This window comes from Pseudomonas sp. S4_EA_1b (assembly GCF_016307435.1).
Taxonomy (GTDB): domain Bacteria; phylum Pseudomonadota; class Gammaproteobacteria; order Pseudomonadales; family Pseudomonadaceae; genus Aquipseudomonas; species Aquipseudomonas rhodesiae.
The window spans coordinates 41,156-63,040 of the sequence record NZ_JAEILC010000100.1 but is presented as its reverse complement, the minus strand read 5'-3'; the positions used below and the strand labels follow the sequence as shown (position 1 = coordinate 63,040).

The following is a 21,885-nucleotide window of genomic DNA, read 5'->3' as shown; positions in this document are numbered from 1 at the left end:
TTCTCACACAGTTATGCGGTTCATGTAGTTGCTAAAGGCCTGCAGGTAGCGCGGGATCGGGATCAGGAAGGCATCGTGGCCTTGCGGAGCATCGATCTCCAGGTAGCAGACGTCCTTGCGCGCGGCCATCAGGGCGTCCACCAGCTCGCGGGAGCGGGCCGGCGAGAAACGCCAGTCAGTGGTGAACGACATCACACAGAACTTGGCCTTGGCGGCTTCGAAGGTTCTCGCCAGGTCGTCATCAAATTGGGCGGCCGGGTCGAAGTAGTCCAAGGCCTTGGTCATCAACAGGTAGGTGTTGGCGTCGAAACGCCCGGAAAACTCCTCGCCCTGATAACGCAGGTAGCTTTCCACCTGGAACTCGACGCTGTGAAAGTCGTAGTTGAGCTTCTCGCTCTTGAGCCCACGGCCGAATTTCTCGCCCATGGAGTCATCGGACAGGTAAGTGATGTGGCCGACCATGCGCGCCAGCATCAGGCCGCGCTTGGGAATCACGCCGGCTTCCTGGAACGAGCCGCCGTGAAACTCGGGGTCAGTGAGGATGGCTTGGCGCGCCACTTCGTTGAAGGCGATGTTCTGCGCCGACAATTTGGGCGCCGAAGCGATAGCCAGGCAATGGCGCACGCGGTCCGGGTAGGTGATGGTCCATTGCAGCGCCTGCATGCCGCCCAGGCTGCCGCCGATCACCGCGGCCCATTGGCTGATGCCCAGCAGGTCGGCCAGGCGGGCCTGGCTGTGTACCCAGTCTTCCACGGTGAGCACCGGGAAATCGGCGCCAAATGGTTTGCCGGTTTCCGGGTTGAGGCTGCTGGGGCCGGTGGAGCCGTTGCAACCGCCGAGGTTGTTGAGGCTGACCACAAAGAACTTGTTGGTGTCTATGGGCTTGCCGGGGCCTATGCAACTGTCCCACCAGCCGGGCTTGCGCTCGTCGACGCTGTGGAAGCCCGCCGCATGATGATGGCCGGACAAGGCGTGGCAGATCAGCACGGCGTTGCTCGCCGTGGCGTTCAGTTGGCCGTAGGTTTCGTAGATCAGGTCATAGGCTGGCAGCGACCGGCCGCAGGCCAGGGCCAGCGGTTCGCTGAAGTGCGCCACTTGGGGCACCACCAGTCCAACAGAATCGGGGGGGAAGGCAGCTGGCATCGACCCTGCTCTCGTCTAAATGAGGCGTAAGTCTAAAGAGCGGGGACCCCAGCGGCAAGCAAAGGCCTGCATGGATGCAATCCAATGGTGCAGATACAAAAAGTGAGAGGGAGCAAGCTCCCTCCCACCGTTGCGGCGCGTCAGATCAGGCCAAACAGCTCTTTGGGCATGAATGCATAGAACGCCAGGCGCGGAATCACCCAACTCTGTATCAGTTGAATGGCAATAAACGCGAAGATCGGCGAAATATCCAGGCCGCCCAGGTTAGGGATCAGGCGACGGAACGGCGCCAACACTGGCTCGGTGATCTGGTAGACCAGTTCGGCGCCTGGGCTGCGGCTGCCTGGGGCCACCCAGGACAGGATCACGCTGATGATCATCGACCAGAACAGAATCTTCAGGAACAGCGAGAAGATACCGATCAGCGCCCAAGGCAACAGCAGCACCGTAAAGGCCTGGTAGCCGTTCAGCATCAGTACCACCACGAACAACAGGATTTGCAGCAGCAGCGCCAGCACCAGCGAAGACATGTCCAGCCCGAACAGGCTCGGGATCACCCGACGCAGCGGCTTGAGCAGCGGCTGGGTGGCCTTGACCACGAACTGGCACAGCGGGTTGTAGAAGTTCGCCCGCACCAGTTGCAGGATAAAGCGCATCAACACGATCAGCAGATACAGGCTGCCCAGGGTCTGGATGATGAAGATGAGGGCGTCATTGAGTCCAAGCATCATTAATTCCTTCGTAAGGGACGATTATTTGCCCAGTTGCTCGGCCAGCTCGGCCGAACGGTGTGCCGCGGCACCCAGGGCTTTCTCCACCAAGGCTTCAAAGCCACCGGCCTGGAACGATTCGATGGCGGCCTGGGTGGTGCCACCCGGCGAGGTCACGCGGCGGCGCAACTCTGCGGCGTCCACATCGCTGGACACGGCCATATGCGCGGCGCCCAGGGCCGTCTGCTCGGCCAGTTGTTCGGCGACGTCCTTGGGCAGGCCCAGTTTCACGCCGGCGGCGGTCATGGATTCGATGAGTAGAAAGAAATACGCCGGGCCGCTGCCGGACACGGCGGTGACTGCGTCCAGTTGCTGCTCCTGCTCCAGCCACAGGGCAATGCCCACGGCGGACAGCAATTCCTGCGCCTGGTCGCGCTGTTCGGCGCTCACTTGGGCGGTGGCATACAGCCCACTCACGCCCTGGCGCACCAGCGCCGGGGTGTTGGGCATGCAACGTACGATCGGCTGTGCGCCAAGCCAGGCGTTCATGCTGGCGCAGGTGATGCCGGCGGCGATGGACACCACCAACTGATGCGGCTGCAGATGGGGGCGCAGGCTTTCGCACACCGCTTTCATGGCCTGCGGCTTGACCGCCAGTACGATCACGTCCACGCCACGGATGGCCTCGGCGTTATCGGCGAAGGTTTCGATGCCGTGCTCGGCGCTGACGCGGGCACGGGTGTCGGCGCCCGGATCGCTGGCGCGGATCTGCGCCGGCTCCAGCCCCTTGGCCCGTAGACCGCCGATCAGACTGGCCGCCATGTTACCGGCGCCGATAAAGGCAATACGCGTGTTACTCATGACAGGTCCTTACTCAGAGGGAAGTCAGCCATTTCATGGCTGGCCGTAGTCGCGGGCACCAAACAGGGCAGTACCGATCCGCACCCAGGTGGCGCCTTGGGCGATGGCCGATTCAAGGTCGTGGCTCATGCCCATGGAAAGTGTGTCGAGCGGCAGATTCAGGCTGGCTTGCAGGTCGCGCACCGTGGCGAACGCGGCGTCTTGCGCGGCGCGATCATCGGTCGGCTCCGGAATAGCCATCAGGCCACGCAACGTCAGGCGCGGTAGGGCGCTGATGGCGTTCGCCAGTGCCGGCAAGTCGGCGGGCGTACAGCCGGACTTGCTGGCCTCGCCGCTGACGTTGACCTGAATACAAATGTTCAGGGGCGGCAGCTCGGCTGGGCGTTGTTCGGACAGGCGTTGTGCAATTTTCAGACGGTCCACGGAATGCACCCAAGCGAAGTGCTCGGCGATCGCACGAGTCTTGTTCGATTGAATGGGGCCGATGAAGTGCCAACTCAAGGGCAGGTCGGTCAATTCGACCTGTTTGCTCAACGCCTCTTGCAGGTAATTCTCGCCAAAGTCACGCAGGCCGGCGGCGTAAGCTTCGCGCACGGCTTGAGCGGGTTTGGTCTTGCTCACGGCCAGCAAGTGGACGCTGTCGGGGTCACGTTGCACGGCCTCGGCCGCGGCGCGGATGCGCTGGCTAACCAGGCCAATGTTGTCTGCTATCGTCGACATTCAAGTTGCGCCCGTGGATATGGAGTCCGCGGCATTCTACTGGAAATGGAAAGCCCTATGGATATCACTCAATTGCTGGAGGCCAGCGTGCGCCGTGGCGCCTCCGACCTGCATTTATCGGCCGGCCTGGCGCCGATGCTACGTGTGGATGGAGAAGTTTGGCCGATGGACTGGCCGGCACTCTCTGCGCCCCAAGTGGCCGATCTGCTGAGCCCTTTGTTGAACAACTATCAGCAAAAGGATTTCGAAACATCTCTTGAAACGGATTTTGCGTTCGAATTGCCCGGCGTGGCGCGATTCCGCGTCAATGTGTTCCAACAGGACCGTGGCATGGGGGCCGTGTTTCGCACCATTCCCAACGAGGTGCTGAGTTTGGAGAGACTGGGCCTGGGCGATGTATTCCAGCGTATCGCCCAGTTGCCACGCGGTCTGGTTCTGGTGACCGGGCCTACCGGTTCAGGCAAGTCCACCACCCTGGCGGCGATGATCGACCACCTCAACCAGCACCGTCGCCAGCACATCCTGACCCTGGAAGACCCCATCGAATTTATCCACACGCCAAAAACCGCCCTGATCAATCAACGGCAGGTGCACCGTGATACCCACAGTTTTTCGGTCGCGTTGCGCTCGGCCTTGCGGGAAGACCCGGATGTCATCCTGGTGGGGGAGCTGCGCGACCTGGAAACCATCCGCCTGGCATTGACCGCCGCCGAGACCGGGCACCTGGTGTTCGGCACCTTGCACACCACGTCGGCGGCGAAGACTGTGGATCGGCTGGTGGATGTCTTTCCCGCAGGGGAAAAGGCCATGGTGCGCTCGATGCTGTCGGAGTCGCTGCAAGCGGTGGTATCGCAAGTGTTAGTGAAAAAACTCGGCGGCGGGCGTGTGGCGGCTCATGAAATCATGCTGGGTACGCCAGCCATTCGTAATTTGATCCGCGAGGACAAGGTGGCGCAGATGGTCTCCGCGATGCAGACCGGCGCGGCGTTGGGAATGAAGACACTGGATATGAGTTTGAAGGCGCTTGTTGCCCAGGGCGTGATCAGTCGGGACGAGGCGCGGGAGAAGGCGAGGGCGCCTGGGGATATCTGACGGTTTGTGAGTGACACAAATCAAATGTGGAAAGGGGCCAAAAGCCCCTTTCCACATTTACTACTGCATTTCAGCTCAGGATCAGCGTTGCACGATGCGCAGGTTGTTGTTCTGCTCTTTCGGCAGAACCCGCTTGGCAATCACGTAGTTCTTGTCCCAGAACGGCTTTTTCAGCGTGTCGATGCTCACCGACTTGCCACGCCGTGGCGCGTGGATGAAACGGTCATTGCCCAGGTAGATGGCAACGTGGTTGACCTGACGGCTCTTCAACTTGAAGAACAGCAGATCGCCCGGTTTCAGGTCTTTGCGGTCGACCTTCAAACCGTGGCCGGCAGCCATGGCGTTGGAGGTGCGTGGCAAATCCACCGCTTTTACATCGTTAAAGGCATATTTCACCAAACCACTGCAGTCGAACCCTTTACTTGGGCTGCTGCCGCCCCAACGATAAGGAGTACCGAGCACATTCACCGCGCGGCTGAGCACGTTGCTGCTCTGCTTGGTGTTGACGGCCATCAGGCCTGGCGTCGTTTTACCGTGGGCCTTGCTCAGTTGAGTCGGACGGCTGACGGTCGGCTTGGCCGCTTTGGCGGTGCTCGGTGTGCTGTGGACTTTAGGGGTGAAACCGTTGACGTTGGGAAGTCGTTGCTCACGATTGGTGGCGTGGGCGGCCAGTGGCATTAATAGGCAAATGGTTAGCCATGTCTTGAAAAATGGTCGCATTAGGCGTGGCTCTTATGGGTTTGCGCGCAACTTTATAACAGCTTTTTGTGTCGTTCTCAGGCCGTTTGTCGACTGAACCTTGGGGTCAAATTCAGGAAAAACGCGACGAATCGCCGCAATTGTCCTACACAGGTCAGGTGGCATAAGGCTTTCAGGGAAGCGAAGATACCATTTGCCGTACGTCGGGCGCCTGTAAAAAAGTCACAAAGAAAGTGAAAAAATTTATCTATCGAGGCAAAAGAGGTACGCGATGAACACCTATCAACAGATTGGTCCGCAGCAAGATACCCACAGCAAGGTGATTGGTTACCTGCTCTGGATTTTCGGTTTTACCGGTGCCCATCGCTTTTATTACGGCAAGCCCGTGACCGGCACGATCTGGTTTTTCACGTTTGGCTTGCTGGGTATCGGTTGGTTGATCGACCTGTTTCTGATTCCCGCCATGGACCGCGAAGCTGACCTGCGATTTACCGCCGGGCCCATCGAATACAACGTCGCATGGATACTGTTGGCATTTCTTGGCGTATTCGGCGTGCACCGCATGTACCAGGGCAAGTGGATCACCGGTTTGATCTACCTGCTGACCGGTGGTTTGTTTCTGGTGGGGGTGTTGTATGACTTCTGGACGTTGAATACCCAGATATCCATCCGCAATGCCGAGCGCAATAACGGACGCTGATCTCTCAAGCTGAAAAGGTGGGAGGGGCCAAGCTCCCTCCCACCCTTTTTCGCGACGACCTTTTAGGCCTGGTAGCTGATGCGCCCATCCACCAAGGTGTAGCGCACGCTCGCAGGCAGGCTATGGCCGATGAACGGGCAGTTTTCGCCCTTGGACAGCCACTGCTCGCCCACCACGGTAGAACGGGCCGGATCAAACAGCACCAGGTCCGCCGCCGCCCCCACCGCCAGCTTGCCCGCCGGCAGGCGCAATGCCTCGGCAGGCCCGCTGCTCAAGCGTGCCAGCAGCGTCGGCAGGTCCAGCAAGCCTTCTTCCACCAATGTCATCGCCAGTGGCAACAACAGTTCGACGCTGCTGATGCCTGGCTCGGTCGCGCCGAACGGTGCCAGTTTGGCATCGCGCTCGTGGGGTTGGTGATGGCTGGATATCGCCGAGACCACGCCGGACTTCACCGCTGCGCGCAAACCGTCACGGTCGGCCAGGGTGCGCAGGGGCGGTTGTACGTGGTACAGGCTGGAGAAGTCGATCAGCGCCTCATCCGTCAGGATCAACTGATACAACGCCACATCCGCCGTCACCGGCAAACCGCGGGCCTGGGCCTGGGCGATCAGGGCCACGCCCCGGGCGCTGGTCAGTTGGCTGAAATGCGCGCGCACGCCGCTTTGTTCCACCAGCAGCAGGTCACGGGCCAGGGCCACGGTCTCGGCGGTTTCGGGAATGCCCGGCAGGCCGAGGAAGCTGGCCACGGCGCCTTCATGGGCCAGGCCGCCTTCGGCCAAGTCGCGGTCCTGGGAGTGGAAGATCACCGTCAGGTCGAAGGTGGCCGCGTATTCCAAAGCGCGGCACAGGGTGCGGGTGCTGCGGAAACTTTCCAGGCCGTTGCCGAACGCCACGCAACCGGCATCGCGCAGGGCAATCAGCTCGGCGAGTTGCTCGCCTTCCAAGCCTTTGCTCAGGGCGCCGATAGGGAATACTTTGCAATTGCCGGCTTCGCGGGCGCGGTCCAGGATCAGCTCGGTCACCGCCGAAGTGTCCAGGATCGGCTTGGTGTGCGGCGGGCAGCACAGGCTGGTCACGCCACCGGCGGCGGCGGCGCGGGTTTCGCTGGCGATGCTGCCTTTGCGGCTGTAACCCGGCTCGCGCAGGGCGACGTTCAGGTCCACCAGGCCAGGTGCGGCCACCAGGCCTTTGGCGTCGATAACCTGACCGGCACTGAAACCGCCAGGGGCGGCGCCGATGGCGATGATCTTGCCGGCTTCCACATGAAGATCGGTGATTTGATCCAGGCCGCTGGCCGGATCGATGACTCGGGCGCCGAGAATGCTGAGCTTCACTGGGCGTTCTCCTGCTCGAATTGACGTTGCGCGGTTTGCCCGCTCATGGCCATGGACAGTACCGCCATGCGCACGGCGATGCCGTAGGTCACCTGGTTGAGGATCACCGACTGGTTGCCGTCGGCCACCGCCGACTCAATTTCCACCCCGCGGTTGATTGGCCCCGGGTGCATCACAATGGCATCCGGCTTAGCGCCGGCCAGGCGCGTGGTGGTCAGGCCGAACAGGCGGTAGAACTCGCCTTCGCTCGGCAGCAGGCCGCCGGCCATGCGCTCGCGTTGCAGGCGCAGCATGATGACCACGTCCACATCCTTGAGGCCTGCGGTCATGTCGGTGTAGACCTTCACGCCGTACTGCTCGATACCGATGGGTAGCAGGGTTTTCGGCGCGATCACGCGGATATCCGGGCAACCCAGAGCTTTCAGGGCCAGCATGTTCGAGCGCGCCACCCGCGAGTGCAGGATGTCGCCGACGATGGCCACCGAGAGGTTTTCAAAGCTGCCCTTGTGCCGACGGATCGTGAGCATGTCGAGCATACCCTGGGTCGGGTGGGCGTGACGGCCGTCGCCGCCGTTGATGATCGCCACCTGCGGGCAGACGTGTTCGGCGATGAAGTGCGCGGCGCCGGAGTCGCCGTGGCGCACCACGAACATGTCGGCGGCCATGGCTTCCAGGTTGCGCAGGGTGTCGAGCAGGGTTTCGCCCTTGCTGGCCGACGAGGTGGACACGTTCAGCGTGATCACGTCGGCCGACAGCCGCTGGGCCGCCAGTTCAAAGGTGGTGCGGGTGCGCGTGGAGTTCTCGAAGAACACATTGCAGATGGTTTTGCCGCGCAGCAACGGGACTTTCTTCACCGCCCGGCCGCCGACTTCGAGGAACGAATCGGCGGTGTCGAGGATTTCGGTGAGCAGTTCGCGGGGCAAACCGTCGAGGGACAAGAAGTGTTGCAACTGGCCCTGAGCATTGAGCTGCAGCGGGCGCTTGGCATCTAGAGGCGTCATCGCGGGGACTCTTTACAAGGCGGTTTAAGGGGCGAGGTCTTGCAGTTCGAGTTCGAGCGGCGTGGGACCGGACAATTTTACCCGCTGATGGGCCGCCAAAGACAGGGTGGCGCCCACCACATCGGGGCTGATCGGCAGCTCGCCGGCATCCAGATCCAGCAGGCACACCAAGGTGATGCTGGCCGGGCGGCCGTAGTCGAACAATTCGTTCATGGCCGCGCGAATGGTGCGGCCGCTCATCAGCACGTCGTCGATCAGCACCAGGTGCTGGCCTTCTATCTCAAAGGGCAGGGCGGAGGGGCGCACTTGCGGGTGCAGGCCGTTCTGGCTGAAGTCGTCGCGGTAGAAGGACACATCCAGCGTGCCGAGTGGCGCGTCGCTGCCCAGCGCTTCGAGCAACGCCTGGGCGACCCATACGCCACCGGTGCGGATGCCGATAAAACGCGGTTCGCGGATGCCGCGGTGTTCCAGGTGCGCCTTGAGGCGTATCGCCATCTGGCTGATCAGTTCGGCGGGATTGGGCAGGCTCATGGTGGCTCCTTCTAGGCCTTGCGCGTCGAGGTGGCGGCAGGGGTCGGGCTCAAACGTAAAAAGACGCGGCAAGCCGCGTCAGTCAGGATTCAAATAAAGCAGTGTTTTCATCCAGCCAACCCTGCAACAGCAAGGCGGCGGCGATGGCATCCACGGGATTGTCGCGGTAACTGCCCTTCTGCCCGCCACGGTCTCTGCGTTCACCTTTGGCTTCGAAGGTGGTCAGGCGTTCGTCGTGGGTATAGAAGGGGATGTTGTAGCGGCCATTGAGGCGGCGGGCGAACTTTTCCGCACGCAGGCACATATCGCTGGGCGTGCCGTCCATGTTCAAGGGCAGGCCGACCACCACGGCGTCGGGTTTCCATTCCTTGATCAGGGCTTCGACCTGATTCCAGTCCGGGATGCCGTTCTGGGCTTTGAGCGTGCACAGTTCGCGGGCCTGGCCGGTGATGACCTGGCCGACCGCCACGCCGATCTGCTTGGTGCCGTAGTCAAACCCGAGGATCAAGCGCAATGCCATCAGGCGTGCCCCGCCTGGCTGGTCAATAAGTTGAGGTTGACCCCCAGCTTGGCCGCCGCCGCGTCCAGGCGCAGTTCGCTGGCGGTGCCGAACAGAATCTCGGCGTCAAACGGGCAGGTCAGCCAGGCGTTGCTGGCCAGCTCGGCTTCCAGTTGCCCTGCCTCCCAGCCGGCATAGCCGAGGGTGATCACACTGTGCTCGGGCCCCACGCCATCGGCGATGGCGAACAATACGTCCTGGGAAGTGGACAGCGACACACCGTCCAGGTCCACCGTGGCCTGGAACGTCGGCCCGGTGGGGTGTAGCACGAAGCCGCGATCGGTCTGCACCGGGCCGCCAATGTAGATCGGCACGCCCTGGCAACGAGCAGGCGGGTCTACTTCGGGGCGCAATTGCTCAAGGATATCGGCCAGGTTCAGCTCTTGCGGGCGATTGACGACCAACCCCATGGCACCGTTGGCGGTGTGCTCGACGATGTAGGTCAAGGTATGCGCAAAGTTCGGGTCGGCCATATGGGGCATGGCGATCAGGAATTGGTGCTTGAGGTAGGTCGGGCTGACATTTTTCATGCCCGCTAGTGTGGCGGCGCAGGGGCGAACTGACAAGCCGGGTGTGAGCGCGATCAGTTGCTGGAAAGGCGATCGCCCCTGGCGAATTTCCAGGTGCGGATGATTTCCAGGCGGTCCACATCGTTCAAGTCCCCGGTAAAGGGCGCAAACGGTGCAGCCAGACGTACGATGCGTTGGGCGGCCTGGTCCAGCAGCGGCTGGCCGGAGGATTCCAGCACCTGCACCTCATACAGGGTGCCATCGCGGTTGATCGACACCAATAGGCGCAAATTGCCGTAGATCTGCTGGCGGCGGGCCTCTTCCGGGTAATTCAAGTTGCCGATGCGCTCGACCTTCTTGCGCCATTCGTCCTTATACCAGGCACCTTTGTCGCGCATGGTGGAGGCGGCATTCAGGCGGTAGATACGCGGGCGCTTGGCGTACAGCTGTTGTTCGTTGGCCAGTTCGGCTTCCAGGCTGGAGATTTGGTCGGACAACTGTGAGCTGTCGAACGTCGGCGCCGGTTTCACCGGTTCGGGCTGCGGCTCGGTCTTGGTCTTTTCGCGCGTGGTCGGGGCTTTCTGCGGCTTGGGGGCGACGGTGGTCACGGCCGCTTTGGGTGCAGCCTGTTTGACCTCGGGCTTGGGCGCTGGCGGCGGCGTGACTTTATTGACTTTGTTGTCCTGGAAAGGCGCCACTTCAGTGGTCTTGGGGATGGCTTTCTTGTCCAGCGTGCCGCTGCCTTGCTGGTTGTCCTGAGCAAGAAAATCAGCTTTCTCGGGGTTTTTTTCGCTTTTGAAGGTGGAGAGGGTGATTTCCAGGGTCTTGGTGATCTGCTTGGGCTCGACCATGGTGAAACCCACGCCGAGGAGGACGGCCAGGTGAATCAACGCCGCCAGGAACAGGGTGAAACCGAGCCGATCAGCCGGGCGCACGCCGCTGTGGGAGAGTTCGGGGGGCAGCTCGGACGGGAGTGTCATAACAAGAAAACCAACATCGCGCGTTTCACAGGTCGCGCATGATAACGCAATGTTGGTGTGTATCCGGCTGTTCTATGTCACTTGGCTTGTAGCTTGCGCTCAATGGCAGCCATCAACATTTCGCCGATGTTCGTGCCAAATGCGTTGTCGATCTCGCGAATGCACGTCGGGCTGGTCACGTTGATTTCGGTGAGATGCTCGCCGATTACGTCCAGGCCGACAAACAGCAGACCTTTTTCCCGCAGGGTCGGGCCGACCTGGGCGGCGATCCAACGGTCCTTGTCCGACAGCGGCCGCGCCTCACCGCGCCCACCGGCGGCCAGGTTGCCACGGGTCTCGCCGGCGGCAGGAATGCGCGCCAGGCAGTAGTCCACCGGCTCGCCGTCGATCATCAGGATGCGCTTGTCGCCGTCCTTGATCGCCGGCAGGTATGCCTGGCCCATGATCTGCTGGCTACCCAGCACGGTCAGGGTTTCCAGGATCACCGACAGGTTGGGGTCACCGGCGCGGTGCCGGAAGATCGAAGTGCCGCCCATGCCGTCCAGGGGTTTGAGGATTACGTCGCCGTGCTTGGCGGCAAATTCACGCAGCACATCGGCGCGGCGGCTCACCACAGTGGGCGGCGTGCATTGTGGGAACAGGGTAGCGAACAGCTTTTCGTTGCAGTCGCGCAGGCTTTGCGGCTTGTTGACGATCAGCACACCGTCGCGTTCGGCCTGCTCCAGCAGGTACGTGGAGTAGACGAATTCCATGTCAAACGGCGGGTCCTTGCGCATCAGGATCACGTCCAGGTCGCTCAGGGGGCTGTCGATTTCGTCTTGCAGTTCGAACCACTTTTCAGGATTGGCGAACACCTGCAACGGGCGCATGCGTGCGCGAGCCTGGCCTTCACCCTGGTACAGGTCGCGCTGCTCCATATAGAACAGGGTCCAGCCGCGGGCCTGGGCGGCCAGGAGCATGGCCAGCGAGCTGTCCTTTTTATAGGAAATGCTGGCGATAGGGTCCATGACAATGCCGACGCGAACGCTCATGGGGGATTTCCTCTAGCAAATGGGGCGCATAAAAGTGGCGTCAGAGTGGCGCTGACGCTGTTGTGGGTCAAGGAAAAACCACCTGGCCAGTGCCTCGATAGATTGCTCCCCGAGACTGTGCTAAAAAGGCTGCCACGGCGCAGCAGCCCTTGAATTCCAAGGCTTGCGACGTTCATCTTGGGCAATGTCAGGCAGTACACACCGAAAACCGATTCGCTGTGGCGATGGTAGAGCAGATATGGAACAGCATTCCAACGCCTTGAGAGTGATGGTGATCGACGATTCGAAAACGATCCGCCGCACCGCCGAGACGCTGTTGAAGAACGTGGGGTGCGATGTCATTACGGCCATCGACGGTTTCGATGCCCTGTCGCGGATCGTGGATCATCACCCGCACATCATCTTTGTCGACATCATGATGCCGCGCCTGGATGGCTATCAGACCTGCGCGCTGGTGAAGAACAACCCGGCGTTCAAGGCGATCCCGGTGATCATGCTGTCGTCCAAGGACGGCCTGTTCGATAAGGCCAAGGGACGCATCGTGGGGGTCGATCAGTTTTTGACCAAGCCTTTCAGCAAGGAAGAACTGCTGGGTGCAATCAAGGCCTATGTGCCTGGGTTCGCCGCAGTGGAACAAGCACACTGACGCCGCCTCACAAGGGCCGGCGCCGACCAATGTAGCGGGGAAAAACCATGGCACGTGTTCTGATCGTCGACGATTCGCCGACCGAAATGTACAAACTCACCGGCATGCTGGAAAAGCACGGCCACGAAGTGCTCAAGGCCGAAAACGGCGCGGACGGCGTGGCCCTGGCCCGCCAGGAAAAACCCGACGCCGTGCTGATGGACATCGTGATGCCGGGCCTCAATGGCTTCCAGGCCACCCGTCAGCTGTCCAAAGAGCCGGAAACCAACGGCATCCCAATCATCATCATCACCACCAAAGATCAGGAAACCGACAAAATCTGGGGCGCGCGCCAGGGTGCCAAGGATTACCTGACCAAACCGGTGGACGAAGACACCCTGATCGCCACCCTGAACAAGGTGCTGGCCGGCTGACGGCACGCCATCATGACCGAGTCGCAAACCGCTTTCGAGCTGTTGCTGGACATCGACCGTCGCTGCCGCCTGCTGGCCGCCGACCTGCCCTCCCAGGATGCCGGCTTGCAGCGCTGGAGCGGGATCGGCTTTCGGGTGGGCGCCCATTGGTTCGTGGCGCCAATGGGAGAAGTTGCCGAAGTTTTGCATGAGCCACGTTGCACTTTAATGCCCGGGGTCAAGACCTGGGTACGAGGTGTGGCTAACCTGCGCGGGCGTTTATTGCCGGTGATGGACCTTGGTGGGTTCCTTGGCGAGGCGCTGTCCAGGGCGCGCAAGCAACGGCGGGTGCTGGTGGTGGAATTCAATGACCTGTTTGTTGGGTTGCTGGTGGACGAGGTGGTGGGCATGCAGCATTTCGCACAGGACGCCTTATTGGCCAACGCCGCGCCGGACGCGCCGTTTATTCAGGGGCATTTCGACGGCGACCCGTCGTGGCAGGTCTTCAGCCCGTTCGCCCTGGCCCAGACGCCAGGTTTCATGGATGTTGCCCCATGACCACCGCGACCACCGTCAAACCCCAGGCCGGCTCGCGTAGCCGCTCGCAGATCATCGTGCTGTTTATCGCGCTGATCGTGTTCATCATGCTGTTGTTCGCCAACTTCGCCTACCTCAATACCCAGTCCACCTACGACAAACAGTACATCGGCCACGCCGGTGAATTGCGCGTGCTGTCCCAACGTATCGCCAAGAACGCCACCGAGGCCGCCGCCGGCAAAGCCGCGGCGTTCAAGCTGCTGGGCGAGGCGCGCAACGACTTTGCCCAGCGCTGGGGCTACCTGAAAAAAGGCGACCCGCAAACCGGCCTGCCCGCCGCCCCCAGCGCCGTGCGCGCCGAAATGCGCGCGGTGCAGACCGATTGGGAAGCCCTGCTGAAGAACACCGACGCGATTCTGGCCAGCGAGCAGACGGTGCTGTCCCTGCATCAAGTGGCCGCGACTCTGGCCGAAACCGTGCCGCAATTGCAGATGGAGTCGGAAAAAGTCGTCGAAATCCTGTTGCAGCGCGGCGCACCCGCCAGCCAGGTGGCCGTGGCCCAGCGCCAATCGTTGCTGGCCGAACGTATCTTGGGCGCGGTCAATACCGTGCTGGCCGGCGACGAAACCGCCGTGCAAGCCGCCGACGCCTTTGGCCGTGACGCCAACCGCTTCGGCCAGGTGCTCAATGGCATGCTCAACGGCAACCCAGGACTGCGCATCACCCAGGTTGAAGACCGCGATGCCCGCGCGCGGCTGGCGGAAATCGCCGAGTTGTTCGAGTTCGTGTCCGGCTCGGTGGATGAAATCCTCGAAACCTCGCCGCAGTTGTTCCAGGTGCGCGCCTCGGCGAGCAATATCTTCAACCTGTCCCAGACCCTGCTCGATGAAGCCTCGCACCTGGCCACCGGTTTCGAGAACCTGGCCAGCGGGCGCAGCTTCGACACTATCGGCGGCTATGTGCTGGGCTTGCTGGCGCTGACCTCGATCATCCTGATCGGCCTGGTGATGGTGCGCGAGACCAATCGCCAACTGCACGAAACCGCCGAGAAGAACGAGCGCAATCAGAACGCGATCATGCGCCTGCTCGATGAAATCGAAGACCTCGCCGACGGCGATCTCACCGTGACGGCGTCGGTCACCGAGGACTTCACCGGCACCATCGCCGATTCCATCAACTATTCCGTGGATCAGTTGCGCGATCTGGTGGCCACCATCAACCTCACCGCCGGCCAAGTGGCCGGCGCGGTGCAGGAAACCCAGGCCACCGCCATGCACCTGGCCCAGGCGTCCGAGCACCAGGCCCAGCAGATCGCCGAGGCGTCCACCGCGATCAATCAGATGGCCCAGTCCATCGATCAGGTGTCGGCCAACGCCGCCGAATCCTCGGCCGTGGCCGAGCGCTCGGTGGAAATCGCCAACAAGGGCAATGAGGTGGTGCACAACACCATCCATGGCATGGACAACATTCGCGAACAGATCCAGGACACCGCCAAACGCATCAAGCGCCTGGGCGAATCGTCCCAGGAGATCGGCGATATCGTCAGCCTGATCGACGATATTGCCGACCAGACCAACATCCTCGCCCTGAATGCGGCGATCCAGGCCAGCATGGCCGGGGATGCCGGGCGTGGTTTCGCGGTGGTGGCCGATGAAGTGCAACGCCTGGCCGAGCGTTCGTCGGCCGCCACTCGGCAGATCGAGACCCTGGTGCGGGCGATCCAGGCCGACACCAACGAAGCCGTGATCTCCATGGAGCAGACCACCACCGAAGTGGTGCGCGGCGCGCGGTTGGCCCAGGACGCCGGGGTGGCGCTGGAGGAAATCGAAGGCGTGTCGAAAACCCTGGCGGCGCTGATCCAGAGCATCTCCAACGCGGCGCAACAGCAAACCTCGTCGGCGGGGCAGATCTCCCTGACCATGAATGTGATCCAGCAGATCACCACGCAGACCTCGTCGGGCTCCACCGCCACTGCCGAGAGCATCGGTAACCTGGCGAAGATGGCCAGCCAGTTACGCCGGTCGGTGTCGGGCTTCACCCTGCCGCCGCCCAAACAGGTCGACAGTTGATAGGTACAGGTTTCAAGAACACCAGCAACTCATGAATTCAAAGCGGAGCAGTTATGGTTGACCGGCACGACTACGTGGCCCTCGAATGGGTCAAGGGCGACATTGCCGAGACCCTGCAACACGCCCGCTCGGCGCTGGACGCTTATGTCGAAACCGCCGACGGCGATGTGATCGACGAATGCCTGGCCGGTATCCATCAGGTGCATGGCGCGCTGCAAATGGTCGAGTTCTACGGCGCGGCGCTGCTGGCCGAGGAGATCGAGGCCCTGGCCCTGGCCCTGCGCGACGGGCAGGTGGGGCAGCGCGATGAGAGCATCGGCCTGCTGCAACAAGCTCTCGGCCAATTGCCGCTGTACCTCGAACGCGTACATAGCGCCCGCCGCGACCTGCCGTTGGTGGTGCTGCCGCTGCTCAACGACCTGCGCAGTGCGCGCGGAGAAAGCCTGCTCTCGGAAACCAGCCTGTTCAGCCCGCAACTGCTGTCGATCGCACCTTTACCCGAAGACGCCCTGGCCCAGCGCGCCGGGCCCGATCTGCCGACCCAATTGCGCCAATGGCACCACCTGCTGCAACAGGCCTTGGTCGGGCTGCTGCGCGAAGATCACGGCCCAAGCAATCTGGAAGACATGGCGCGGGTGTTCGCGCGTCTCGAAGCGCTGTGCCAGGGCGCGCCACTGTTGCCGTTATGGCAAGTGACCTCGGCGCTGGTGGAGGGCATGCTCACTGGCGTGATTGCCAACAGCCCGGCGCTGCGCAGCCTGCTCAAGGCCAGCGACAAGCAACTCAAGCGCCTGCTGGCCCAGGGCATCAACGGCATCAACCAACCGGCACCGGATGAGTTGCTCAAAAGCCTGCTGTTCTATGTCGCCAAGGTCACCCGGCCGACGCCGCGCATGCAGAGCCTGAAAGAACGTTACGGCCTGGACGAAGCCTTGCCCGACAGCGCTGTGGTGGATGCCGAGCGCGCGCGCATGGCCGGGCCCGATCGCAATGCCATGGGGTCGGTGCTCGGCGCATTGTGCGAGGAATTGGTGCGGGTCAAGGAGCGTCTGGACCTGTTCGTGCGCAGCGACCGTCAGCACGCCAGTGACCTTGACGCGCTGCTGGCGCCGTTGCGACAGATCGCCGATACCCTGGCGGTGTTGGGCTTCGGCCAGCCGCGCAAAGTGATTATCGACCAGCTCGCCGTGGTGTTGAGCCTGGCCCAGGGGCATCGTGAACCGGACGATGCGGTGCTGATGGATGTGGCCGGCGCGTTGCTGTATGTCGAAGCCACGTTGGCCGGTATGGCCGGAACCGTTGAGCCGGAAAGCCGCGAAGAAAGCCGCTTGCCCACCACCGACCTGACCCAGATCCACCAGTTGGTGATCCGCGAATCCTGCCAGTGCCTGCGCCAGGCCAAAGAACTGGTGATTGATTGCCTCGAAGCCGACTGGGACCGCCAGCGCCTGGAATCCCTGCCGGAACTGCTGAGCCAGGTGCGCGGCGCGCTGGCCATGATCCCACTGCCACGGGCGGCCAGCCTGATGCGCGGTTGCAGCGATTACGTGGATGCGCAGTTGATGGTCGACGAACAGCCGCCGAGCGAGACGCAGTTGGCGCACTTCGCGGACGTGATCAGCAGCCTGGAGTACTACCTCGAACGCATGCTCCAAGATCCGGATGCAGCCGGTGAACGGGTGCTGGAACTGGCCACCCAGGGCTTGGCTGCCCTTGGATACCTGCCGGAGGAAAAACCCTGGCGCCAGGCGCTGGTCGCACCGGACGGCGCACTCTCCACCGACACGGCCCCCAACCAATCCCAACTCGACGCATTGGCCAGCCCCACCTCGCGCCTCAACCCTCCCGCGTTGCAGCGCCCCGGCAGCCTGTTGCCGCCGCCCGCCGACGAAGCGCCTATCGACGACGAGCTGCGTGAGGTCTTCCTCGAAGAGACTGAGGAAGTCCTTGAGGTGCTGCACCGCTATTTGCCGAACAGCGCGGATAAAACCGCCCAAGGCGAGATGCGCCGCGCGTTCCACACCTTAAAAGGCAGCGGCCGCATGGTGCGCGCCCTGGTGCTGGCGGAGCTGGCCTGGGCGGTGGAGAACCTGCTCAACCGCGTACTGGAGCGCAGCGTGGCCCTGGGCCCCGAGGTGCAACAGGTGTTGGATGAAACCGTGGCACTGTTGCCGGAATTGATTGCCGATTTTGCCCAGGGCGCCCAACGCCAGCGCGATGAAGTCGACGCCCTGGCCGCTCGTGCCCATGGGTTGGCCAGCGGTGCCGCGGTGGCCTCCGCTGATGCCCATGACCCGATGCTGCTGGAGATTTTCCGCAACGAAGCCCAGAGCCATCTCGACAGCCTCAACCACTTCCTGGAGCAGGCCGCCGAGCATGTGCCGCTGCAAGTCAGCGATGAACTGCAACGCGCCCTGCACACCCTCAAGGGCAGTGCCTACATGGCCGGTGTGTCGCCCATCGCCGAACTGGCGCGGCCGCTCGACCACCTGACCCGCGAGTACAAGGCTCACCGCTTACCGCTGGATCTGGATGAAGTGGAACTGCTGCTGGAAGCCGAGGGCCTGTTCCAGCGAGGGTTGCGTCAGCTGGACAGCAACCCCCTGGCGCCGATCAAAGGCGCGGCGGACCTGATTGCTCGCACCCAACAGTTGCTCGAACGCCAGCTCCAGGCGCTGCTCGATGCGCCCACCGCCGGCCTGCGCATCAAGCGCAATCCGCAACTGATCGCTGACTTCCTGGCCCAGGGCATGGATATCCTGCTCGACGCCGAAAACCTGCTGCGTCGCTGGCAGCAACACCCCGGCGAACGCCAGGAACTCACGGCCTTGCTGGATGAGTTGACCACCCTCGGCGAAGGCGCGCAGCACGCCGACCTGCATGCCATCGACGAACTCTGCGAAGCCTTGCTCGACCTGTACGGCGCTGTGGAAGAAAGCAGCCTGGCAGTCAGCGCACGGTTTTTCCAGGAGGCCGAACAGGCCCATGACGCGTTGATCAACATGCTCGACCAGCTCGCCGCCGGCCAGGAAATCAGCCCCGCACCGGCCCGGGTACACGCCTTGCGCGAGCTGCTGGACGAAGCCCTCGATCCGGCCGCCACCGGCCTGATTACCCACCAGGGCGACCGTGCGCCGAGCATCGCCGAACTGGGCGCGGCGACGCGGCAGTTGGATCACGCCACCACTGTGGACGACGAGATCGTCGAGATTTTCCTGGAAGAAGCGGTGGATATCCTCGATAGCGCCGGGCAGTCCCTCAAGCGCTGGTTGCTGGAACCCGAGAGCATGGCGCCGTTGTCGTCGTTGCAGCGTGACCTGCACACCCTCAAGGGCGGCGCACGCATGGCCGAGATAGAGCCGGTGGCTGAGCTGGCCCATGAATTGGAATGCCTTTACGAAGGTCTGGTCGACCGGCGCTATAGCTATTCCAACGAACTCTCGCACATATTGATGGCCAGCCATGAACGGCTCGCGCTGCAACTGGAAGAGCTGCACCAGCACAAGCCCTTGAGCGACAGTACGGAGCTGGTCGCCAAGGTCCGGGCGTTGCGTCATAACGGCACCCCCACGGCCCCGACGCCGGCGGTGGAAGCATCAAGCGCCGACCCGGAACTGCTGGAGATTTTCCTCGAAGAGGCTGCCGACATCCTCGATAGCTCCGGCGCCGCGCTGCTGCGCTGGCAGGCCGAGCCGAGCAGCCGCCAGGAAGTCGAAACCCTGCTGCGCGACCTGCACACCCTCAAGGGCGGCGCGCGCATGGTCGAGATCGGCCCGATTGGCGACCTGGCCCATGAACTGGAGTTTCTCTACGAAGGGTTGTCCGCTGGCCAACTGGTTGCGAGCCCGGAGCTGTTCGCGCTGCTGCAAGGCTGCCACGACCGCCTGGCGCAGATGATCGACGCGGTGGCCGACGGCTTGCCGGTGGGTTCGGTGGACAAACTGATCGAGCGCATCAAGAGCCTGGTGCACCCCAGCAACGAGTCGCCGACACCGGTGGCATTGCCGGCGGGCAAGGCCGAGGCGGCGGTGGACCCGGCCGCCGATACGGTGAAAATCTCGGCGGATCTGCTCGATGATCTGGTCAACCTGGCCGGCGAAACCTCGATCTTCCGCGGGCGCATCGAGCAACAGATCAACGATGCCGGCGTCGCCCTCAACGAGGTGGAAACCACCATCGAGCGCATGCGCGACCAATTGCGCCGCCTGGACACCGAAACCCAGGGCCGCATTCTCAGTCGCCAGCAGGTCGAGGCCGAGCGCCTGGGCTATGAAGACTTCGACCCGCTGGAAATGGACCGCCACTCGCAACTGCAACAGCTGTCCCGCGCGTTGTTCGAGTCGGCCTCGGACTTGCTCGACCTCAAGGAAACCCTGGAGCGGCGCAACCAGGATGCGCACAACCTGTTGCAGCAACAGGCGCGCATCAATACCGAGTTGCAGGAAGGCCTGATGCGCACCCGTATGGTGCCGTTCGAACGCATGCTGCCACGGCTCAAACGCATCGTGCGGCAGGTGGCGAGTGAGTTGGGCAAAGATGTCGAGTTCATCGTCGGCAATGCCGAGGGCGAAATGGACCGCAACGTGCTGGAGCGCATGGTGGCGCCGTTGGAGCACATGTTGCGCAACGCCGTCGACCACGGCTTGGAATCTCGGGAGGTGCGCCTGGCTGCCGGTAAACCGCAGAAAGGCCGCATCACCCTGGACCTGACCCACGAAGGCGGCGATATCATTTTCGACATGCGCGACGACGGCGCCGGCGTGCCGCTGGACGCGGTGCGGCGCAAGGCGATCAAGCGCGGCCTGCTGGGCCCTCAGCAAGAGATCAGCGACCGCGATGTGTTGCAGTTCATCCTGCAACCGGGCTTTTCCACTGCGGAAAAAATCACCCAGATTTCCGGGCGCGGCGTGGGCATGGACGTGGTGCATGAAGAAGTGCGCCAGCTCGGCGGTTCGATGGTGATCGACTCGACGCCAGGGCAGGGCGTGCATTTCCGCATCCGCCTGCCGTTCACGGTGTCGGTCAATCGTGCCTTGATGGTGCAGTGCGCGGACGAGCAATACGCGATCCCGCTCAACACCATAGAGGGCCTGGTGCGTGTGCTGCCCCATGAGCTGGCGGGCCACTATCAGCAGGACCCGCCGTTCTACGAATATGCCGGCCAGCGCTATGAGCTGTTCTACTTGGGCGACCTGCTGCACACCGTCGCGCGGCCGAAACTGCTGGGCCAGTACCAGCCGGTGCCGGTGTTGCTGGTGCAGTGCAACGAGCGGCATGTGGCGGTGCATGTGGACGCCATGGCCGGAACGCGCGAGATTGTAGTCAAGGGCCTGGGCCCGCAATTTGCCGGGGTAAAAGGCGTGTCGGGGGCGACCATTCTGGGGGACGGTCGCGTGGTGCTGATCATCGACCTGCTGGCGCATATCCGCGCCCGGCCACCGGTGTTGCCGGCCCAGGCGAGCGATGCGCCGCTGATCCTCAACGACCCGTTGAAAAAACGCCCGCTGCTGGTGCTGGTGGTCGACGATTCGGTGACGGTGCGCAAAGTCACCAGCCGCCTGCTGGAACGCAACGGCATGAACGTGCTCACCGCCAAGGACGGCATCGACGCCCTGGCCGTGCTCGAAGAACACACCCCGGACCTGATGCTGCTGGATATCGAAATGCCCCGCATGGACGGCTTCGAAGTGGCGATCCAAGTGCGCAACGACCCACGGCTGATGCGCCTGCCGATCATCATGATCACCTCGCGCACCGGCCAGAAACACCGCGACCGCGCTATGGCCATCGGCGTCAACGACTACCTGGGCAAGCCGTACCAGGAGTCGGTGCTGTTGGAGAGCATCGCCTACTGGAGCAAGTCCCATGCTTGACCACCGCGCCAGCCAAGTCACCGGCTTGCTGCTGCCCCTGGCCGACCGGCATTTGATCCTGCCCAACGTCGCCATCGCCGAACTGATCGACTTCCAACGCGGCGAACCAGCCAGCGACGCCCCGCCCTGGTACTTGCGGCAAGTCACCTGGCGTGAGCGGCAAATCCCCCTGATCAGCTTTGAAGCTGCTTGCGGCGAAGCCCTTGTCGTCGGCGAACGCTCACGCATCGTGGTGCTGAATGCCCTGGGCGGGTGGCCAACCTTGAAGTTCATCGCCCTGGTGATCCAAGGCATCCCACGCTCCTACAAGCTCGACAGCGAGTTGAGCTACGTGGACGTGCCGCTCAGCCCGCTGGAGCTGGCAGCGGTGCAGGTGGGCGAACATGTGGCGAAGGTGCCGGATTTAATGGGGCTGGAAGCCTTGCTGGTCGAGTCAGGCCTGGCCTGAGCTGCGCATTTTCTGAGAAATGAAAGGCGTCCTGTGATGAGGGCCTTTTC

At 62.6% G+C, this 21,885-nt stretch carries 20 protein-coding genes; 8 read left to right on the top strand and 12 right to left on the bottom strand.

Going from position 1 to position 21,885, the window contains the following annotated elements; translation table 11 throughout:
• Nucleotides 1-3 precede the first annotated feature (3 nt).
• The 4 genes from metX to YA0848_RS27790 all read right to left on the bottom strand — a co-directional run bounded on the left by metX (nt 4) and on the right by YA0848_RS27790 (nt 3,434).
• Nucleotides 4-1,143, bottom strand: a complete 1,140-nt coding sequence (gene metX, locus YA0848_RS27805) for a homoserine O-succinyltransferase MetX (protein ID WP_034139676.1) — start codon at nt 1,141-1,143, stop codon at nt 4-6.
• A gap of 140 nt (nt 1,144-1,283) precedes the next feature.
• Nucleotides 1,284-1,871 (bottom strand): YggT family protein, encoded by a 588-nt coding sequence (locus YA0848_RS27800; protein WP_047881718.1) that lies wholly within the window; start codon nt 1,869-1,871, stop codon nt 1,284-1,286.
• Between the two features lie 24 nt (nt 1,872-1,895).
• Nucleotides 1,896-2,714, bottom strand: a complete 819-nt coding sequence (gene proC, locus YA0848_RS27795) for a pyrroline-5-carboxylate reductase (protein WP_034101272.1) — start codon at nt 2,712-2,714, stop codon at nt 1,896-1,898.
• A gap of 33 nt (nt 2,715-2,747) precedes the next feature.
• Nucleotides 2,748-3,434 carry a YggS family pyridoxal phosphate-dependent enzyme gene (locus YA0848_RS27790; RefSeq protein WP_034101271.1) on the bottom strand — a complete coding sequence of 229 codons (687 nt, stop codon included), beginning with the start codon at nt 3,432-3,434 and terminating at the stop codon, nt 2,748-2,750.
• Nucleotides 3,435-3,491: 57 nt separating this feature from the next.
• On the opposite strand from YA0848_RS27790, the gene YA0848_RS27785 reads away from it, so the two are divergent.
• Nucleotides 3,492-4,526 carry a type IV pilus twitching motility protein PilT gene (locus tag YA0848_RS27785; protein WP_034101270.1) on the top strand — a complete coding sequence of 345 codons (1,035 nt, stop codon included), beginning with the start codon at nt 3,492-3,494 and terminating at the stop codon, nt 4,524-4,526.
• Nucleotides 4,527-4,607: 81 nt separating this feature from the next.
• On the opposite strand, the gene YA0848_RS27780 is transcribed toward YA0848_RS27785, so the two are convergent.
• Nucleotides 4,608-5,246 carry a C40 family peptidase gene (locus tag YA0848_RS27780; protein ID WP_034101269.1) on the bottom strand — a complete coding sequence of 213 codons (639 nt, stop codon included), beginning with the start codon at nt 5,244-5,246 and terminating at the stop codon, nt 4,608-4,610.
• A gap of 250 nt (nt 5,247-5,496) precedes the next feature.
• On the opposite strand from YA0848_RS27780, the gene YA0848_RS27775 reads away from it, so the two are divergent.
• Nucleotides 5,497-5,925, top strand: a complete 429-nt coding sequence (locus YA0848_RS27775) for an NINE protein (RefSeq protein ID WP_034101268.1) — start codon at nt 5,497-5,499, stop codon at nt 5,923-5,925.
• Nucleotides 5,926-5,987: 62 nt separating this feature from the next.
• Here the strand turns inward: YA0848_RS27775 and YA0848_RS27770 are convergent, their stop codons facing one another.
• From YA0848_RS27770 to gshB, 7 genes are all read right to left on the bottom strand, one after another.
• Nucleotides 5,988-7,259, bottom strand: a complete 1,272-nt coding sequence (locus YA0848_RS27770) for a dihydroorotase (protein WP_034101266.1) — start codon at nt 7,257-7,259, stop codon at nt 5,988-5,990.
• Nucleotides 7,256-8,260, bottom strand: coding sequence for an aspartate carbamoyltransferase catalytic subunit (locus YA0848_RS27765; RefSeq protein WP_034101265.1), 1,005 nt, complete (start codon nt 8,258-8,260; stop codon nt 7,256-7,258). The genes YA0848_RS27770 and YA0848_RS27765 overlap by 4 nt, the downstream gene beginning before the upstream one ends.
• Before the next feature lie 24 nt (nt 8,261-8,284).
• Nucleotides 8,285-8,791 (bottom strand): bifunctional pyr operon transcriptional regulator/uracil phosphoribosyltransferase PyrR, encoded by a 507-nt coding sequence (gene pyrR / locus YA0848_RS27760; protein ID WP_034139672.1) that lies wholly within the window; start codon nt 8,789-8,791, stop codon nt 8,285-8,287.
• Nucleotides 8,792-8,873: 82 nt separating this feature from the next.
• Nucleotides 8,874-9,311 carry a Holliday junction resolvase RuvX gene (gene ruvX / locus YA0848_RS27755; RefSeq protein WP_003176676.1) on the bottom strand — a complete coding sequence of 146 codons (438 nt, stop codon included), beginning with the start codon at nt 9,309-9,311 and terminating at the stop codon, nt 8,874-8,876.
• Nucleotides 9,311-9,880, bottom strand: a complete 570-nt coding sequence (locus tag YA0848_RS27750; RefSeq protein ID WP_034115354.1) for a YqgE/AlgH family protein — start codon at nt 9,878-9,880, stop codon at nt 9,311-9,313. Before YA0848_RS27750 ends, ruvX begins: the two co-directional genes overlap by 1 nt.
• A gap of 53 nt (nt 9,881-9,933) precedes the next feature.
• A complete protein-coding gene (locus tag YA0848_RS27745) occupies nt 9,934-10,839 on the bottom strand; it encodes an energy transducer TonB (protein WP_169902999.1) in 906 nt (301 codons plus the stop codon).
• 77 nt (nt 10,840-10,916) lie between these two features.
• A complete protein-coding gene (gshB, locus tag YA0848_RS27740) occupies nt 10,917-11,870 on the bottom strand; it encodes a glutathione synthase (protein ID WP_040267003.1) in 954 nt (317 codons plus the stop codon).
• Nucleotides 11,871-12,108: 238 nt separating this feature from the next.
• On the opposite strand from gshB, the gene pilG reads away from it, so the two are divergent.
• The 6 genes from pilG to YA0848_RS27710 are packed head-to-tail and all read left to right on the top strand — an operon-like array spanning nt 12,109 to nt 21,835.
• Complete coding sequence (gene pilG, locus YA0848_RS27735; RefSeq protein ID WP_169903001.1) at nt 12,109-12,516, top strand: twitching motility response regulator PilG; 408 nt, start codon at nt 12,109-12,111, stop codon at nt 12,514-12,516.
• Between the two features lie 47 nt (nt 12,517-12,563).
• Nucleotides 12,564-12,929, top strand: coding sequence for a twitching motility response regulator PilH (gene pilH / locus YA0848_RS27730; RefSeq protein ID WP_034101258.1), 366 nt, complete (start codon nt 12,564-12,566; stop codon nt 12,927-12,929).
• Between the two features lie 12 nt (nt 12,930-12,941).
• Nucleotides 12,942-13,466, top strand: coding sequence for a chemotaxis protein CheW (locus YA0848_RS27725; protein ID WP_169903002.1), 525 nt, complete (start codon nt 12,942-12,944; stop codon nt 13,464-13,466).
• Nucleotides 13,463-15,514: a methyl-accepting chemotaxis protein gene (locus tag YA0848_RS27720; protein WP_034101256.1), complete on the top strand. Its 2,052-nt coding sequence runs from the start codon at nt 13,463-13,465 to the stop codon at nt 15,512-15,514. Before YA0848_RS27725 ends, YA0848_RS27720 begins: the two co-directional genes overlap by 4 nt.
• A gap of 53 nt (nt 15,515-15,567) precedes the next feature.
• The gene (locus YA0848_RS27715; protein WP_034101254.1) at nt 15,568-21,387 is read left to right on the top strand and encodes an Hpt domain-containing protein; all 5,820 of its coding nucleotides are present in this window, start codon (nt 15,568-15,570) and stop codon (nt 21,385-21,387) included.
• A complete protein-coding gene (locus tag YA0848_RS27710; protein WP_034101253.1) occupies nt 21,380-21,835 on the top strand; it encodes a chemotaxis protein CheW in 456 nt (151 codons plus the stop codon). Before YA0848_RS27715 ends, YA0848_RS27710 begins: the two co-directional genes overlap by 8 nt.
• Nucleotides 21,836-21,885: the final 50 nt, after the last annotated feature.

Coding starts and splice junctions, on each gene's coding strand:
- YA0848_RS27725 (WP_169903002.1), top strand. CDS start 12,942: ATGACCGAGTCGCAAACCGCTTTCGAGCTGTTGCTGGACATCGACCGT.
- YA0848_RS27775 (WP_034101268.1), top strand. CDS start 5,497: ATGAACACCTATCAACAGATTGGTCCGCAGCAAGATACCCACAGCAAG.
- YA0848_RS27745 (WP_169902999.1), bottom strand. CDS start 10,839: ATGACACTCCCGTCCGAGCTGCCCCCCGAACTCTCCCACAGCGGCGTG.
- YA0848_RS27765 (WP_034101265.1), bottom strand. CDS start 8,260: ATGACGCCTCTAGATGCCAAGCGCCCGCTGCAGCTCAATGCTCAGGGC.
- YA0848_RS27715 (WP_034101254.1), top strand. CDS start 15,568: ATGGTTGACCGGCACGACTACGTGGCCCTCGAATGGGTCAAGGGCGAC.
- YA0848_RS27790 (WP_034101271.1), bottom strand. CDS start 3,434: ATGTCGACGATAGCAGACAACATTGGCCTGGTTAGCCAGCGCATCCGC.
- YA0848_RS27785 (WP_034101270.1), top strand. CDS start 3,492: ATGGATATCACTCAATTGCTGGAGGCCAGCGTGCGCCGTGGCGCCTCC.
- ruvX (WP_003176676.1), bottom strand. CDS start 9,311: ATGGCATTGCGCTTGATCCTCGGGTTTGACTACGGCACCAAGCAGATC.
- pyrR (WP_034139672.1), bottom strand. CDS start 8,791: ATGAGCCTGCCCAATCCCGCCGAACTGATCAGCCAGATGGCGATACGC.
- metX (WP_034139676.1), bottom strand. CDS start 1,143: ATGCCAGCTGCCTTCCCCCCCGATTCTGTTGGACTGGTGGTGCCCCAA.
- pilG (WP_169903001.1), top strand. CDS start 12,109: ATGGAACAGCATTCCAACGCCTTGAGAGTGATGGTGATCGACGATTCG.
- pilH (WP_034101258.1), top strand. CDS start 12,564: ATGGCACGTGTTCTGATCGTCGACGATTCGCCGACCGAAATGTACAAA.
- YA0848_RS27750 (WP_034115354.1), bottom strand. CDS start 9,880: ATGAAAAATGTCAGCCCGACCTACCTCAAGCACCAATTCCTGATCGCC.
- YA0848_RS27780 (WP_034101269.1), bottom strand. CDS start 5,246: ATGCGACCATTTTTCAAGACATGGCTAACCATTTGCCTATTAATGCCA.
- YA0848_RS27720 (WP_034101256.1), top strand. CDS start 13,463: ATGACCACCGCGACCACCGTCAAACCCCAGGCCGGCTCGCGTAGCCGC.
- YA0848_RS27800 (WP_047881718.1), bottom strand. CDS start 1,871: ATGCTTGGACTCAATGACGCCCTCATCTTCATCATCCAGACCCTGGGC.
- proC (WP_034101272.1), bottom strand. CDS start 2,714: ATGAGTAACACGCGTATTGCCTTTATCGGCGCCGGTAACATGGCGGCC.
- gshB (WP_040267003.1), bottom strand. CDS start 11,870: ATGAGCGTTCGCGTCGGCATTGTCATGGACCCTATCGCCAGCATTTCC.
- YA0848_RS27710 (WP_034101253.1), top strand. CDS start 21,380: ATGCTTGACCACCGCGCCAGCCAAGTCACCGGCTTGCTGCTGCCCCTG.